The following is a 13,473-nucleotide window of genomic DNA, read 5'->3' as shown; positions in this document are numbered from 1 at the left end:
GACGTTGAAATAGGCTTTGAGCACACCCGCGATGCCCGCGCGTAGACGGCTCCCGCCGTGAACCCGCTGATCAGCGCGCGCGCGATGATCACCCAGCCTGCCGCGTCTCTCGCATTGCCAGCGCCAGCGCCACCGTCACGCCCATCACCGCCCCGGCGATCATCCGGCCTTCGCCGCCGATGTTGACCACGCCGCCGCGAAACGCCACGCAAATGCCGATGGCGACGAACAGCATGGGAATCGCCTTGACGAGCGTTTTGGCAGCCGTCGAATTTTCGTTGCCGAACCCGCGCCATTCCACAGGGATTGGAAAGCGTCGAGAGGATTGGCGTTGAGCGCGATCAAGAGGAGGGATGCAACCAGCAGCCCGGCGAGGAGGGCAAGAAAGGGGGGGAACACGTCGAGTGTTCGACTAAGGAAACGCCTAAATACCATACCGTATTCCGAACGTTAATGTCCGTTTAATTATGCGGCGGATTGTAACGCGAAATACGTCGATTAGCACCACAAGTGTAACTATTCTTTTGTGAGATTTAACCCATGTATATGATTGAAATGACAGCTATTGTTTTGTAAGATTTAACCCATTTGGGCGATTTCGGTATGGCGAAAAACAGTCAACGGTGTGATTATTGACTAACCCCGGTGGCCTGCATCATGGCGTAGCAAATCGTTGAGTCGATGAACTCTGAAGCCGCGCTTGAGCAAATCCTTGCTGATGCGCTTCGACAGGTCGGTTTCAGCGGGATCCCCGCTGAGCGACTGCCAGTGATTGTGGATCGGTCGGCTATACGACATAGCCCCAGTGATAGTCGGAGAACGAGCCGAATCTGCGCTGCACCTCGAGGAATTTCTGGCATTGTTGATCGTCGAGGCGATCCTTGACGGTTGCGCGCAATGCCGGGGTTCGCCAGCAGTTCCGCGACTCTCCGCCCTCGTAGTGTGCCACGACCGCCGGGTCGAAGCCGTCGAAGGCGGCGCGGTAGTTTTCGCGCTTTGCGCAAAATCGTGATCCAGCTTGTTCGCCTGTAGCCCCTTCCAGGCAGATGCGCTTCAACAAAGCCGGAATCATCGCCCCGGAGCGGTACGCCCCATTCTTCATCGTGATATTTAACGTAGAAAGCGGGTCAGCGCCGCTCCAGGCACAGCGGATCAGAGCGGTCATACGCGACGATCTCCTTGCAGGTATCAATACTTACGTCAGTAGGTGTCAACTCAGGGGGTTCTGTTACGACGAGTTAACGTGCCGGCGCAACGGCGTCCGGTGGGTCTGAATAAATGAAACGGACGCCCTGTTGGGCGACCCCACGAACATGCTACCACCATCTGGAAGCGTTTTATCCCTGTTTCGCTTCCTGTTCCAGCAGCAGACGCTTGCGCTCGACGCCCCACTTATACCCGGTGAGCTTGCCATCCTTGCTGATCACGCGGTGGCACGGGATGAGGATCGCCGCGATTGCTGCCACACGCCGACGCGACCGCCCGTACCGCTTGGGATTGCCCAGCGCCGCGGCAATCTCGGAATAGGTGCGCCGTTTTCCGCGGGGGATGCGCCGTGGTTCGTCCCACACGCGCCATTGAAACGCGGTCGCCTTGAATATCCAGCGGCAGATCGAGCGTGGGGCGCGTGCCTCGACCGTATCGAGAATGGCGTTCACCGTCGCTTGCAGCGCTTCGTCGTCGCGGAGCAGGTGCGCGGCGGGGAGCCCGCCCGTCAGCGCGGATCCCGCCGCGCGTTCATCGTCGTAGATGCCGATGGCGCATACCCCGCGCCCGGTCAAGCCGATGAGCAGCGCGCCGAGGTAGCAGGTCGCCACCGTGTAGCGAATCGTCGAACAAGGCGCACCGTCGCGATACGCTCCGGCGTCATACCGATCAGGCCGTCGCTGTACACGCGGCTGGGCGAGCCGAGCCCGCTTCGTAAATCGCGTCGGTGATCGTTGTGCCGTGTTCAGACTGGTCTTCGCGATCCATCCTTCCCATCTGGGCATACTGGTGGGGTGATGCTGAGCGTCGCTTTGGAACACCTCGCCGAGATGTCCCGCTTCATAGCCGAAGGGTCGCCGAGCGCCTTGAGCGTCAGCGCCCCGGTTGATCGATGTGCGCGTGGATGGTCGCACACGGCCTGCACGAGACCAAGCGCGGGTCGGTGATATGGGCTTGCCGCGGATGGCAGCGTTTACATGGGCGAAACCCGGCGTCCTCGGCCTGCGCGGGCAGCGTGAAGAAGACGACGTTTTCGCGTTTGGGGGGGCGACTTGCACGAGGGGCGGCAGTAAATGCCCGTCGTCGCCACCGCGTACACGAATTCGCTGTCTGCCGCGTGATCCCGGCTCGCCAGTTGTTCCTACAGCGTATCGGTGTGCGTAGTAACGTTTTCCTTTTACCCCTCTCCACCAAGAGACGGGGTAGGGGTGAGGTTTGTTGATCAATACGCCTATGGTACAGGATTCGCCGCCGCGCCTCTATCCGTTTTCGGGGATGCAATTTTTAAGGTGGATTGGCAACGTGTGACTGCTGTAAATTTCAGCCTCACCCCGGTTCAAGTCAGCTAACCGCCCTCTCCCTTGGGAGAGGGGCAAAGAGCCGTCAGGTTCTTGGGGTGAGGCTTGGACGTTCCTAATACGGCAGCGAGCGGCGCGGACGCGAGGGCGTGCTGGCGATGAAGTGCGCCGCCAAGTGCATGGCTTCCTGCTTGTTGTGCGTGGTACACAGGCGGTGGCGCAGCAGATTGCGCTCGATCACCTTATTCGCGTCGAAGAACCAGTACTGCGCCATCAGCGGTGACACGAGGATGGGCAGGAGGTTGCGGTGCTGCGGGTACATCTGATAATTGCCGAATTCGCCGTGCACCGCGGGGATGATCCGCGTGCTGATGTGGCTGGCGGTGCTTGGGTTGTTCCCCACACATAGCGACAGGCCGCCTCGAACTGCTGAAAAGCGGGCATCTGCTTGACCAGCGCGCACGAGCCGTAAAATGCATCCGCTTTGAAGAGCGCGGCCATGTTTTCGAGCGCGCTGTAATGGCACACCGCCTCTTCGACTTCGGTGCCGAAACCGATGCAGGCCAGAATCTTGACGGGCACATCGAGCGGTTCGACCGCGATCAGCGAGAGCGCTATCCTCGACAATCGTGCCCGCGCCCGACCATCGCCGCGCATGATCGAATCCACGCCGCCATCCACCAGCGCAATCGCGTCGATGGCGAGATGTTCGACCAATGTCTTATACGCGTCGATCAGCGGGAGCGCGCCCGTATTCGCGAACATCCAGATCGTCACCGCTTCGCCGTGCACGTCGCGGAACCACTGCGCGAGGTACGGCTCGGGACAGTAGGTCAGCGGCACTTCGACCTCGCCCCGCGCCCCGATTAACAAATTGGGGATGATTTTCTCCGTTTTGCTCATATAACTGGTGGCTCCGAGATCGGCTGGAAGCTGAAGTTGGCCAGATGCGGTTTTGCCCTGCTCGCGCAGGGTGAAGTAGATCGGCAGCCCGGCGAAGACATCAAAGCCGCCGCCATGCCCGCGATGAGAATGTTTTGGGAGGACTGGAGTTGGTCGAGGATGGGCAGGTTCAAACGCATGAGAGGAGTCTCCTGAGTAATGCCTAGATTATACCCCGGCTCAGATCTCCCGTGTTGCTCGCCGATGGCCGGGCCTGACTAATCCTCATCGGGGAGTGGTCCCCGGTAATGCTGCTGCATCCACTCGATCGCGAAGCTCTTCAAGCCGTCGGCGGGAAACAGATAGGCCTGTGCCTCGCCCACGGGCGCCCTTGCGGGCATTCGCCGTCGCCGCGAAAGCGCGCCCGATTTCTAAGAAATAGTCTTCCACGCCAAAATCGGCAATCCCATCGGTCGTATCAAATTCCTCAACGTCGACCCACACTGTCTTGCCAGCTTGAGTATGGGTATCTGATATTGATCAAGCTGCTTAGACGGCGACGACAAGCTGCTCAGCGTGGTGCACCAGCGTCAGGTTAGAGAGCGGCGCGCCCAGCACCAGAACGCGTCCATCCGCCGCACACAGTCGCCCCAGCGGTGATCGACCCCGAAGCCATAGTGCCGGGGATGCACTTCGGTCAACCAGGTCGCTTTATGACCAACCGCAACAAACGAAGCGAGTGGGTGCGTGCTGCGTTGTGCTCCTTCCCATGTGCGCAGATATTCGGCGAGGATGCTCCAGTTCGCGGTGATCGGCAGGACTAGTCTCTGGGTCAAAAGGGTGGACACTCGTCCAACCACCGCTGCTGTTCCTCATCGCTCCACTCGTCAAGCTCATACGGGTTGCCCTCCCAACTCGCCAGCATCATCAACGTGCCTTCAGCGGTCAAGACATCAAAGATCGCCTTGAGTACGACTTGTGGTCCGCCGACCATCCAACCGATCGCCTTCACTGAGACATGCAGGAGCACGGTATCGCCCGCCCGCAGCCCCAACCGCCGCAGATCGGCGCCGAGTTGGCTGCGGACGACTACGGGTTTTGCAGTTTCATCTTGCATGACACACCGCTTTCTATCCCATCTCGTGTTCAAACCGGCACGATTGCTTGATTATATGCGGAACTGGGGCTTGCCCCTGACGTAACGTCACCCTGTAGACTCAGAATGCAATCAGGGGCTTGGGGAGGGCTGCGCCATGCAGAGAACGACGTATCACGTCGGCGAATTCGCCGACCTCGCGGGCGTGACCGTGCGCACGCTGCGCTACTACGATCAATCCGGGTTGCTGCGTCCGGCGCGGCGCGGCAGTACACGCCAGTATCACCAAACTGATCTGCTGCGCTTGCAGCAAATTCTCACGCTCAAAGCGCTCGGTTTTTCGCTCAACGAGATCCGCGACCTGCTCGAAGACCCGCACTACGATCTACGGCGCTCGTTCGCCATTCAGCGTGAGGCAATCCATGCGGAAATCGAACGCCTGCAGAAGGCGCTCACGGGGCTGGACTTGACCATCGCGCACCTCGACGCAACCAACCAGATCGACTGGCACGAGATCGCCGTCATCGTGACGGCGCTGAATGCCGACTACAAGCAGGAATGGTCGCGGCGCTACTATAGTGACGAACAGCGCGCCCGGTTCGCGCAGGCCACGCCCGCCGAAGTCGAAGCGGGGACGCGCGGTTGGATGCAGCTGACTGAGGATTACAAAGTGGCACGGCATTTGCCGCCGGATCATCCGCAGGTGCAGGCGCTCGCCGCCCGGCAGGTCGAACTGGTGCGCGCGTTCACGCAGGGCGACCCAGAGGTCGAAAAGTCGCTCAAAGCGATGTACGCCAACTTCGAGAGCATCCCGCCGGAATTTCGCCTGTTCGACCGCGATCTGCTGGAGTACATGGGCGAGGCCGTGCGCATTTATCAAGCGCAGCAGTCGTAACATGTCACGCGGCCTTTAGCCTCCCGCATGTAGGACTAACGTATTTCAAATGGAGTAACACCCATGTTGACGACACCGCATGTGGAGACGCGCATCGAACAGCCGTATCTGGCGATTCGCACGTCAGTTCGGTTGTCCGAAGTGGGCGTGGCGACGGCCAAATTGACCAGCGAAGTGCTCGCATGGCTGGCGACGCGCCAGCTTGAGCCAGCCGGATCGTCTTTCGTGCGCTATCGGGTGGTCGATATGGCGCGTGAACTCGATCTGGAGATTGGCGTGCTGGTCGCCGCGCCGGGGGCTGGGGATGAGCGCGTAGTTCCCGGCAAGTCCCGGCCGGGCGCTACGCCACCTGACTTACACAGGCGTCGCCAATGGGCAAGCCGGAAACGCGGCGCTGCTCGACTGGTGCGCGCAGCAGGGGCTGCCGGTGGATCAATGGCCGGCGGATCACGGCACGGTGTTCGGCGGGCGCTTTGAATTCCTGCTGACGAACCCGGATGTTGAGCCGGATATGGCGCGGTGGGAGACGGAAGTCTGTCTCCGCCTGGCCGATTCCGCCTGACAGCTTTCCCGGTCGTCCGCTCACGGCGACCACGAACAAAGCCGTAGGTTCTGCCCGGTGATCCGGTACAATCACACGCATCAGGCGGCGTGTTCGCGCTCCGCGAACACGGCAGCAAAGGAGTCGAAGACCTGATGAAGTTTGTGATGGTGGGCAGCGGCGCGGTCGGTTGCTACTTCGGTGCGCGGCTGCTGCTGGCGGGACATGACGTCACTTTTATCGCGCGCGGGGAGCGGCTGCGCGCTTTGCGGGAGCAGGGGATCACGCTGGTGCATGGCGACGAGCCGACCCGTATACCACAGGTAGGAGCGGTTGAGTCGCTTAACGAAGTCGATGCGGTTGATTATGTGTTCTTGGGTGTAAAGACGTGGCAGGTCGCAGAAGCGGCGCAGACCTTCAGCGCGCTCACGGCTGAGCACACGCGTTTCCTCACGCTGCAAAACGGCGTCGATGCGCCGCATGAAGTCGCGGGGATGGTCGGCGCGCGTCGGACGCTCGGCGGCATTGTGCGCGGCTTCTTCGAGATGACCGACCTGACGACGGTGCGCCATGTCGGTGTGCCGCCGACCATCATCTATGGGCAGATCGACGGCGGGCGTTCCGCGCCAACGGATCAGCTTCTGCCGCTGCTCATCGAAGCGGGCATCAACGCCGAACATTCGACTGACATCGAAGCCTCGCTGTGGGAGAAATTCCTGCTCGTGACCGCGTTGAGTGGTGTCGGGACGGTGACGCGCTCGACCGTCGGCGAGCTTGCGCGTGCGCCGAGACGCGCCACATGCTCTACGGGGTGCTGGTCGAAATGGCGGCGGTGGCACGGGCGCTCGGCGTCCGCCTGCGTGACGATGCCGCTGACCGGACGCTGGCCTTCATTGATACGTTCCCCGCCACGGCGACCACCTCGCTGCACCGCGACCTGATCAATGGGCTGCCCTCGAACTCGAAGCGCAGACGGGCGCGGTCGTGCGGATGGGGCGGGAGACGGGCGTGCCTACGCCGATCAACCAGTTCATTTATGCGAGCCTGCTGCTGCAAGAAGCGCGCAATCGCCTCGCTGATCTACGCTACAATAAACCGTAGATCGCTTTGGGGGACTTATGGCGCACGTCTTCATTTCTTATCACCGGGACAGCAGCAGAGAATACGCTCGCAGACTAGCAGATTACTTAATTGAGAAAGGTTTTGATGTCTGGATTGATGACCAGATCGACTACGGGACAGAATGGGAACGCGTCATTTTTGAGGAGGGTTTAGACAACGCAACGGCACTCATCGTGATAATGACGCGCGGTGCATGGGAAAGTGAGTGGGTTCGCAGCGAGAGAGAATATGCAGCCTACAAGAAAATCCCTATTCTTCCATTGCGAATCGAGGAGTTCATATTCCCGCCCTATTTAACGAGGCAATATGTCGACTTACGGGAAACAGAAGGACGGCCTCATCGGCTTCCACCAGAGGATTTTCTCAAACGCTTAGCACAGTATGTCATTCGGAAATCAATTCCAGGTGAGGATGCGACTCAACGTCCAAGTGAATCGGCGGACAGCGCATTATCGGACAGTCAAAACTTGATTCCAATCACTAATCCCTTAACTCGCTCGCCTAATCTCGACCCTGCTCAGGTGGTATCCAAGTTGAACGAGGCGGCGCTTCAATTAACCGCTGACGCCATATTGATTAGCCGCAATGAGCAAGTATATAACTATATATGGCAGATTTCAGAGGAAGACCTGCGCGAAATCATTCGCCATCTCCCAACTGACTTGGAGAATATGTCAGGAAACGCCAAAATCCGGTTTGTGAGTGTTGAGAATAGCGCCAAAGACTATATGTTGTACTCAAGGCTGGTTGAAGACAATATAGTTGTTTCAATGGTATTCTCTTCCGCTATCCCATTACGTGAGATTAGACGACAAGGTCAAAAACTGCTTGAGGTTCTAGGGGCATAGAAATGAGCAGATTGAGATGCATTTCCCCTAACTCCCCAAATTGTTCAATTTCATCAATAGGTAATTGATAGCTGCGATGGCGACACTGTTCATTTAGCCGCCTGCCTAGTGAATCTATACTACAATCGGATGCGTATTGTTTTGGAGCCACGATGACTCTGCCTAAACTGGAACTCGCGCGGCAGATCGCGGCGCGCTACGCGGAAATCCCGCTCGTGCGGGCTGTCGCTGTCAGCGGTTCGACCGCGTCGCAGGCCGCCGAACCCGGATCAGATATCGATATGTACGTCTATGTGGAGCGCGCCATCCCGCTCGATCAGCGGATAGTCGCCGCGCAGCCGTATAACCCGGACGCCGAATTCGACCTGCAGTTGTTCGAGACGACCGACAACTACGTGAACGCCGAGACCGGCTATCCGCTGGATGTGCTGTTCCGCTGGGTCTCGTGGACGGAAGGCGAGATGGCGCGTATCTTTGATGAGCCGGTCGGCTGGCTCGGTTATACCACCTCGGTCTGGTACAACATCAAAATTGCCCTCCCGCTGTTTGATCGCGACGGGTGGTTCGCAGGTATTCAGGCCAAAGCCAAGCAGCCGTATCCCGAAGCACTGCGCCGCGCCATCATCGAGAAGAATACGCTCGTCGCCCGGCGCACCATGTTCTCGTATTTGCAGCAGATCGAGAAGGCGGTCAAGCGCGGCGATCTCGTGAGCGTCAATCACCGGATCGCGGCGCTGCTTGCCAGTTACTTCGACATTCTGTTTGCGCTCAACCGCCAGCCCAACCCCGGCGAAAAGCGCCTGATCAGCTTTGCCGAGACGCTCTGCCCGCTGCGACCGGAGCAGATGCGCCCGGATATCGACACGCTGCTGCGGCTTGGCGGCACGGGCGACCCGGCGACCCCTGCCGCCGCCCAGCACCTGCTCGATCAGCTCAACCCGCTGCTCACGGCAGAAGGGTTCACCGCGGTCTAGACAGCAGCCCTTTTGCAGATGCGCTGTTCTCCCCTCTCCTCTAGGAGAGGGGCCGGGGGTGAGGTTGCCTGTCCCGAATTCAGGTGAGGGGTGCGGGAGGCGGACGCGCCGTTGCGCGTCCCTACGAACATCCCCTAGGTTGTTTCTCCCTCTCCCCTAGATAGGGATGGCTTGCGGAACAGGCAGGGTGAGGCCGCTCTTCTTTACGCACCGCTTACCCACCGCTTTTGCCAGATTTTCCCCCATCGCGCTAGAATACACACAGCGTTTGCAAGCGGTAGGAGCGGTGATATATGGCAGCATACGGACGGCTGGACGTGTTCTTCCCGGATGGGCTGTTCAAGACATACCTGCTCACCGATCCGAACACGACCATCGGACGCTCAAATACCAGCACGATCCCCATCGACGACGAAACGCTCTCGCGCTATCACGTCAATATCACGCTGAAGAACAGCGTCGTGTACATCGCCGACATGGAGTCGGAGAACGGCACGTTCATCGACGGCAGCCGTCTCGAAAGCAACACCGCGACCGAACTCAGCGGCGGCGAAGAGATCATGATCGGTGACCTGCGCATGATCTTCGCGACGCTCGACGACAGCCCCACGCGCCCCATTGAAGTGCCCGAAGAGACCACGCAGCGCGTCGACCTGCCCGATGCCGAGTTTTACATCGAAATCGCGGATTCCTATCAGACGGTCGCGCCGGGGGCGCACATCTCCACCCGCGTCAGCATCACCAATGAGGGCGAGAAAACGGAACGCTTCGCCATCGAAGTGACTGGGCTGCCGCGCGAATGGCTGCGCATCGACAAAACCGAAGTGGAGATCGCGGCGGGCAAGAGCGCCGAGATCACCCTGAGCTTCGAAGCCGCTGCGCCGCAGCGACAGCCGCCCCGGCGATTACACCGTGCAGATCGCCGTGCGCCGCAAAAGCCAACCCGATCTTGTGCTGCGTGGGAGCGTCAATCTGCTGGTGCTGCCGTACAGCGGTTTCGGGATGGCGTTGGATAAGAGCCGCCTCAAAGCGGGTGACCGCTTTCGCCTGTTTCTCCACAATCAGGGGAGCGCCCCGCTGCCGCTGACGATCAGCGGGCGTGACCTGAGCAACAGTCATTTGCTCATTAAGCTCGTGCCTAACCGCGTCGAACTCGCACCCGGTCAGCGCGTGGTGGTGCAGGGCGACGCGCGCCCGAAAGCACCCGCCTCTTCGGTGACGCTCGCCAGCACAGCTTTGATTTGCTCGCGCGTTCCGGCGATGCCTCGGGTTTTCTCGTCTCGGCGCGCGCTTATGTCGATGAAAAGCCGCCGCTACCCGCGTGGTCGGTGTTCGCGTTCGGCGGCCTCGGCGTCGCCGTGATCGGCATCTTCCTGATCGGCCTGCTGGTTCTGCTGCGGCCCTCTACCGCCACGCCGAGCATCACGCAGTTTGACGTGAGCGCCGAGCGCGTTGCGCAGGGCGATCCGCTCACCCTGTCGTGGATGGTGCTGGACGCCGACTCGGTCGCCATCACGCTGAACGGCGCGCAGGTTATGCAGACCGACACTGACGAGAACAACATTCAGATCGACACCACACCGTTCACGCCCGGCCCCGTCACGTTTGGCCTGATCGCCACGAACGGCGATCAGCAGGTGCAGGAGACGCGCACGGTCGAAATCTTTGTGCCGCTGCGGCTGCTCAGCTTTGCCTACAGCCCGAATCCACTCGTGCGCTACGTCAACCAGACGATCACGCTGCGCTGGGATGTGCCGCAAGCGTCGAGCGTGCGGATTGTCGGCTTAGAGGGCTTCAGCACCACCGAATCGATTGATACGGCCTTCAGCGCGTCTGACGAGCTGTCGCTGACCGGCATCATCACCACCGCTGACCCGCTCACCGTCACGCTGATCGCCGAAGGCGCGGGCAGCACGACGCCCTTAGAGCAAACTGTCGCGCTCGACGTGATCGACCCGCAGTGTACGACCGCCGCGGGCGGCGTCACACTCTACGATGGGCCGAGCACTTCCGCGCAGGTGATCGGCACGATCCCCGACGGCGGGTTCGTCACGGTCAACGCGCAGGACCCGAGCGGCGCGTGGCTGCGCGTCGTTTTGAGCGGCGGCGTTCCCGGTTGGGGGCAGTTGAGCGCGTTTCGCTGCGCGGTGACCTTCAACACGCGCGACCTGTTCCGCGAGTTGATCGTGCCGACGGCGGTGCTGCCCGCCACCCTCCCGCCGACCAGTACCGGGACGCCGACTGCGACGCTCCGCCCCACACGCACGCTGCGCCCAACGTTCACCCCGACGCCCGCGGGCTGAGCGGTGGACAATGACCCTATGGCGGACGCCCGTTGGGCGTCCCTACACATGAGGCCGGACACGCACAAGCGTGTCCGCTTGCTGCCTAACGGACTGCCGCACCCATGACCAAACACATCCCTTTGTTTGTGCTTCTGATCGTCTACGTCATTGTCGGGGCGCTGTACGCGGTGCGTACGCCCGCGTGGCAAGCGCCTGACGAACCCGCGCATTACAACTACGCCGCGCAGGTGGCGGCGAACGGCTGCTGTCCGGTCATTGAAATGGGCGACTGGGACTCGGCTTACCTCGACACGCTCAAGGCAGAACGCTTCCCGCCCGACCTACTCGACCGCTTGCCGACCATTCAGTATGAGGATCATCAGCCGCCGCTCTACTACCTGTTGAGCGGCCTTGTCTATCGCCTCACCGACGGCAGCCTGACCGCGCTGCGCCTGCTTTCCGTGCTGATCAGCGCGCGGGGATCGTCGCGTGCGCCTATGCGATCACCTTGGCACTGCTGCCCGATCGGCGCGCGTTAGCCTTAGCCGCCGCGCTGCTCGCCGGTTTCATCCCGCAAAACCTCGCGATCATGGCCTCGGTCAACAACGATGCGCTGGCGGGTTTGATCGTCGGCGTGACGCTCTACCTGCTGATCCGCTATCTACAGGGCGCGCGCGTGCCGGTGTGGGCGCTCGGCGTGACGGTCGGCGTGGGTCTGCTCACAAAAGTGAACACGATCTTTCTTGCTGGGTTGGTGCCGCTGTTCGTACTGCTGCACTGGTGGTTCACCCCCGACCGCCGCTTCGGCGAGTTGATCCGCCGCCTCGTGCTGTTCGCCGTCCCCACGCTGATCCTCGGCGGGCTGTTGTGGCTGCGCAACCTCGGCGTGTACGGCTTCCCGGATGTGTTCGGCCTGCGGCGGCATGATCAGGTCGTGGTCGGCCAGCTCCGCACCGCCGAATTGATCGCGCAGGTCGGCTTCGGCGAATATCTGCGCCGCGCGGTCGATACGACGTTCACCAGCTTCTTCGGACAGTTCGGCTGGATGGGCTTGTTCATGCCGTCATGGGCGTACTGGATCGTGCTGGCCTTCCTCGGGGTGGTGGTGAGTGGATGGGGGGTTGCCTACTTAGGACTGAGGACTGAGGTGAAAGGACTGAGTGACAAGGCTTCAGCCTCTACGCCGGACACGCAGACAGGTGAATCGGATCTCAGTCCTCAGTCCTCAGTCCTCAGTCCTTCGTTTCTCGCGTGGGCGCTGCTCGTCTTGACGACTCTGCTTGCCGTACTCCAATATCTGTACTACAACACCGAATTTGTGCAGTTTCAGGGTCGCTATCTGTATCCTGCGCTGATCCCGCTGGCGTTGTTCGCCGCGCTCGGCGTGGAAGGGTGGCGGCGTGTGCTGGCGCGGCTGATCGGTGACCGTCCGGCGCTGGCGTGGCTCACCCCGCTGATCACAGCCTTGTTCATCCCGCTCAGCCTGTTTATGATTTGGCGCGTAATCCCACAGCTCGCACCATAATGAGGGCAATCGTATGGACATTTTGATCGCTACTTCAACCCCGGCAAGCTGCGCGAATATCAGGCGCTGCTCAGTGGATTGAATCTGACTTTCTTGAGTTTGCGCGATGTCAACGTCAACTTGGACGTGCCTGAACCCTATGAGACGTTCACCGAGAACGCCGAACACAAGGCACGCGAATACGCCAAGCTGACGGGCATGGTTACGCTGACCGACGACAGCGGCCTCGTGGTCGATGCCTTAGGCGGGCGTCCCGGCGTGTATTCGGCGCGCTACGCGCCCGGCACGGATGCGGATCGCTATACCAAATTGCTTGAGGAACTGGTCGGTGTGCCGGAAGAAGGCCGCACGGCGCGCTTCGTGTGCGCGGCGGCGCTGGCCGCGGGCGACGGCTCGCTGATCGATTTGCAGGTCGGCACGGTGGAGGGAAAAATCGCGTTTGCGCCCGGCGATGGTTCGAACGGCTTCGGCTTCGATCCCGTGTTCATCCCGAACGGCTTCGATGTGACGCTCAACGCGCTGACGATGGATGAGAAGAACGCCATCGATCACCGCGGCAATGCGCTGCGCCTGCTCATCCCGACGCTGCGCCGCATCACAGGGCAAGGGTAGCGCAGTCACCCCCTCTCCCTTTTCTTGAGGCCAGGACTTCAATCGCGGCCGAAGGCCGCCCTCGGGGTCGTCTGAGAGAAGAGGGTGTCGAAATATTAAAACTGTCCTGCCGTGAACCTCTTTTCGGAGAGGGGGCGGGGGTGAGGTTACCTGACAGGGGAAGATCTTTTACACTTCCCAATCGACTTG

Annotated in this window: 21 protein-coding genes and 2 pseudogenes; 12 read left to right on the top strand and 11 right to left on the bottom strand. The window is 60.7% G+C overall.

Going from position 1 to position 13,473, the window contains the following annotated elements; genetic code table 11:
- Positions 1 to 88 precede the first annotated feature (88 nt).
- The 11 genes and pseudogenes from IPK17_RS20755 to IPK17_RS20710 all read right to left on the bottom strand — a co-directional run bounded on the left by IPK17_RS20755 (position 89) and on the right by IPK17_RS20710 (position 4,503).
- Complete coding sequence (locus tag IPK17_RS20755; RefSeq protein WP_343419608.1) at positions 89 to 301, bottom strand: hypothetical protein; 213 nt, start codon at positions 299 to 301, stop codon at positions 89 to 91.
- A 335-nt stretch (positions 302 to 636) separates the two neighbouring features.
- The gene (locus IPK17_RS40660; RefSeq protein WP_350341646.1) at positions 637 to 867 is read right to left on the bottom strand and encodes a DNA-3-methyladenine glycosylase I; all 231 of its coding nucleotides are present in this window, start codon (positions 865 to 867) and stop codon (positions 637 to 639) included.
- Complete coding sequence (locus tag IPK17_RS20750; RefSeq protein ID WP_343419607.1) at positions 788 to 1,165, bottom strand: DNA-3-methyladenine glycosylase I; 378 nt, start codon at positions 1,163 to 1,165, stop codon at positions 788 to 790. Before IPK17_RS20750 ends, IPK17_RS40660 begins: the two co-directional genes overlap by 80 nt.
- A 172-nt stretch (positions 1,166 to 1,337) precedes the next feature.
- Positions 1,338 to 2,120, bottom strand: coding sequence for a methylated-DNA--[protein]-cysteine S-methyltransferase (locus tag IPK17_RS20745; RefSeq protein ID WP_343419606.1), 783 nt, complete (start codon positions 2,118 to 2,120; stop codon positions 1,338 to 1,340).
- Positions 2,080 to 2,220, bottom strand: coding sequence for an Ada metal-binding domain-containing protein (locus IPK17_RS20740; RefSeq protein WP_343419614.1), 141 nt, complete (start codon positions 2,218 to 2,220; stop codon positions 2,080 to 2,082). The genes IPK17_RS20745 and IPK17_RS20740 overlap by 41 nt, the downstream gene beginning before the upstream one ends.
- Positions 2,180 to 2,341 (bottom strand): Ada metal-binding domain-containing protein, encoded by a 162-nt coding sequence (locus tag IPK17_RS20735; protein WP_343419613.1) that lies wholly within the window; start codon positions 2,339 to 2,341, stop codon positions 2,180 to 2,182. Before IPK17_RS20735 ends, IPK17_RS20740 begins: the two co-directional genes overlap by 41 nt.
- Positions 2,342 to 2,619: 278 nt before the next feature.
- Positions 2,620 to 2,826 carry a hypothetical protein gene (locus tag IPK17_RS20730; RefSeq protein ID WP_343419605.1) on the bottom strand — a complete coding sequence of 69 codons (207 nt, stop codon included), beginning with the start codon at positions 2,824 to 2,826 and terminating at the stop codon, positions 2,620 to 2,622.
- A complete protein-coding gene (locus IPK17_RS20725) occupies positions 2,778 to 3,407 on the bottom strand; it encodes a hypothetical protein (RefSeq protein ID WP_343419604.1) in 630 nt (209 codons plus the stop codon). Before IPK17_RS20725 ends, IPK17_RS20730 begins: the two co-directional genes overlap by 49 nt.
- 257 nt (positions 3,408 to 3,664) lie before the next feature.
- On the bottom strand, positions 3,665 to 3,787 hold the full coding sequence (locus IPK17_RS20720; protein WP_343419603.1) for a hypothetical protein: 123 nt from the start codon (positions 3,785 to 3,787) through the stop codon (positions 3,665 to 3,667).
- Between the two features lie 148 nt (positions 3,788 to 3,935).
- Positions 3,936 to 4,234 (bottom strand): annotated as a pseudogene (locus IPK17_RS20715) (AAC(3) family N-acetyltransferase).
- Positions 4,219 to 4,503, bottom strand: a complete 285-nt coding sequence (locus tag IPK17_RS20710) for an AAC(3) family N-acetyltransferase (protein ID WP_343419602.1) — start codon at positions 4,501 to 4,503, stop codon at positions 4,219 to 4,221. The pseudogene IPK17_RS20715 and the gene IPK17_RS20710 overlap by 16 nt, the downstream one beginning before the upstream one ends.
- A gap of 136 nt (positions 4,504 to 4,639) precedes the next feature.
- On the opposite strand from IPK17_RS20710, the gene IPK17_RS20705 reads away from it, so the two are divergent.
- The 12 genes and pseudogenes from IPK17_RS20705 (at position 4,640) to IPK17_RS20655 (ending at position 13,284) form a co-directional block, all read left to right on the top strand.
- Positions 4,640 to 5,377 (top strand): MerR family transcriptional regulator, encoded by a 738-nt coding sequence (locus IPK17_RS20705; protein WP_343419601.1) that lies wholly within the window; start codon positions 4,640 to 4,642, stop codon positions 5,375 to 5,377.
- Between the two features lie 63 nt (positions 5,378 to 5,440).
- The gene (locus IPK17_RS20700; RefSeq protein WP_343419600.1) at positions 5,441 to 5,854 is read left to right on the top strand and encodes a GyrI-like domain-containing protein; all 414 of its coding nucleotides are present in this window, start codon (positions 5,441 to 5,443) and stop codon (positions 5,852 to 5,854) included.
- Positions 5,805 to 5,939 carry a hypothetical protein gene (locus IPK17_RS20695; protein WP_343419599.1) on the top strand — a complete coding sequence of 45 codons (135 nt, stop codon included), beginning with the start codon at positions 5,805 to 5,807 and terminating at the stop codon, positions 5,937 to 5,939. Before IPK17_RS20700 ends, IPK17_RS20695 begins: the two co-directional genes overlap by 50 nt.
- A gap of 89 nt (positions 5,940 to 6,028) precedes the next feature.
- Positions 6,029 to 6,859 (top strand): ketopantoate reductase family protein, encoded by an 831-nt coding sequence (locus IPK17_RS20690; protein WP_343419598.1) that lies wholly within the window; start codon positions 6,029 to 6,031, stop codon positions 6,857 to 6,859.
- Positions 6,742 to 7,019 (top strand): annotated as a pseudogene (locus tag IPK17_RS40655) (ketopantoate reductase C-terminal domain-containing protein). The gene IPK17_RS20690 and the pseudogene IPK17_RS40655 overlap by 118 nt, the downstream one beginning before the upstream one ends.
- Before the next feature lie 17 nt (positions 7,020 to 7,036).
- A complete protein-coding gene (locus tag IPK17_RS20685; RefSeq protein WP_343419597.1) occupies positions 7,037 to 7,888 on the top strand; it encodes a toll/interleukin-1 receptor domain-containing protein in 852 nt (283 codons plus the stop codon).
- A 152-nt stretch (positions 7,889 to 8,040) separates the two neighbouring features.
- Positions 8,041 to 8,862 (top strand): DUF4037 domain-containing protein, encoded by an 822-nt coding sequence (locus IPK17_RS20680; protein WP_343419596.1) that lies wholly within the window; start codon positions 8,041 to 8,043, stop codon positions 8,860 to 8,862.
- Between the two features lie 293 nt (positions 8,863 to 9,155).
- Positions 9,156 to 9,878: an FHA domain-containing protein gene (locus IPK17_RS20675; RefSeq protein WP_343419595.1), complete on the top strand. Its 723-nt coding sequence runs from the start codon at positions 9,156 to 9,158 to the stop codon at positions 9,876 to 9,878.
- Between the two features lie 225 nt (positions 9,879 to 10,103).
- A complete protein-coding gene (locus IPK17_RS20670; protein ID WP_343419594.1) occupies positions 10,104 to 11,165 on the top strand; it encodes an SH3 domain-containing protein in 1,062 nt (353 codons plus the stop codon).
- Between the two features lie 104 nt (positions 11,166 to 11,269).
- Positions 11,270 to 11,686, top strand: coding sequence for a glycosyltransferase family protein (locus tag IPK17_RS20665; protein WP_343419593.1), 417 nt, complete (start codon positions 11,270 to 11,272; stop codon positions 11,684 to 11,686).
- Positions 11,656 to 12,672 carry a glycosyltransferase family 39 protein gene (locus tag IPK17_RS20660; RefSeq protein ID WP_343419592.1) on the top strand — a complete coding sequence of 339 codons (1,017 nt, stop codon included), beginning with the start codon at positions 11,656 to 11,658 and terminating at the stop codon, positions 12,670 to 12,672. The genes IPK17_RS20665 and IPK17_RS20660 overlap by 31 nt, the downstream gene beginning before the upstream one ends.
- 48 nt (positions 12,673 to 12,720) lie before the next feature.
- Positions 12,721 to 13,284, top strand: a complete 564-nt coding sequence (locus IPK17_RS20655) for a non-canonical purine NTP pyrophosphatase (RefSeq protein WP_343419612.1) — start codon at positions 12,721 to 12,723, stop codon at positions 13,282 to 13,284.
- The last annotated feature ends 189 nt before the right edge of the window (positions 13,285 to 13,473 follow it).

The sequence above is a fragment of the Candidatus Flexifilum breve genome, from assembly GCF_016713355.1.
The sequence above is the reverse complement of the archived record's forward strand: the minus strand, read 5'-3'. Positions and strand labels throughout refer to the sequence as shown.

Coding starts and splice junctions, on each gene's coding strand:
- IPK17_RS20710 (WP_343419602.1), bottom strand. CDS start 4,503: ATGCAAGATGAAACTGCAAAACCCGTAGTCGTCCGCAGCCAACTCGGC.
- IPK17_RS20665 (WP_343419593.1), top strand. CDS start 11,270: ATGACCAAACACATCCCTTTGTTTGTGCTTCTGATCGTCTACGTCATT.
- IPK17_RS20685 (WP_343419597.1), top strand. CDS start 7,037: ATGGCGCACGTCTTCATTTCTTATCACCGGGACAGCAGCAGAGAATAC.
- IPK17_RS20705 (WP_343419601.1), top strand. CDS start 4,640: ATGCAGAGAACGACGTATCACGTCGGCGAATTCGCCGACCTCGCGGGC.
- IPK17_RS20730 (WP_343419605.1), bottom strand. CDS start 2,826: ATGTACCCGCAGCACCGCAACCTCCTGCCCATCCTCGTGTCACCGCTG.
- IPK17_RS20720 (WP_343419603.1), bottom strand. CDS start 3,787: ATGCCCGCAAGGGCGCCCGTGGGCGAGGCACAGGCCTATCTGTTTCCC.
- IPK17_RS20675 (WP_343419595.1), top strand. CDS start 9,156: ATGGCAGCATACGGACGGCTGGACGTGTTCTTCCCGGATGGGCTGTTC.
- IPK17_RS20680 (WP_343419596.1), top strand. CDS start 8,041: ATGACTCTGCCTAAACTGGAACTCGCGCGGCAGATCGCGGCGCGCTAC.
- IPK17_RS20725 (WP_343419604.1), bottom strand. CDS start 3,407: ATGAGCAAAACGGAGAAAATCATCCCCAATTTGTTAATCGGGGCGCGG.
- IPK17_RS20700 (WP_343419600.1), top strand. CDS start 5,441: ATGTTGACGACACCGCATGTGGAGACGCGCATCGAACAGCCGTATCTG.
- IPK17_RS20750 (WP_343419607.1), bottom strand. CDS start 1,165: ATGACCGCTCTGATCCGCTGTGCCTGGAGCGGCGCTGACCCGCTTTCT.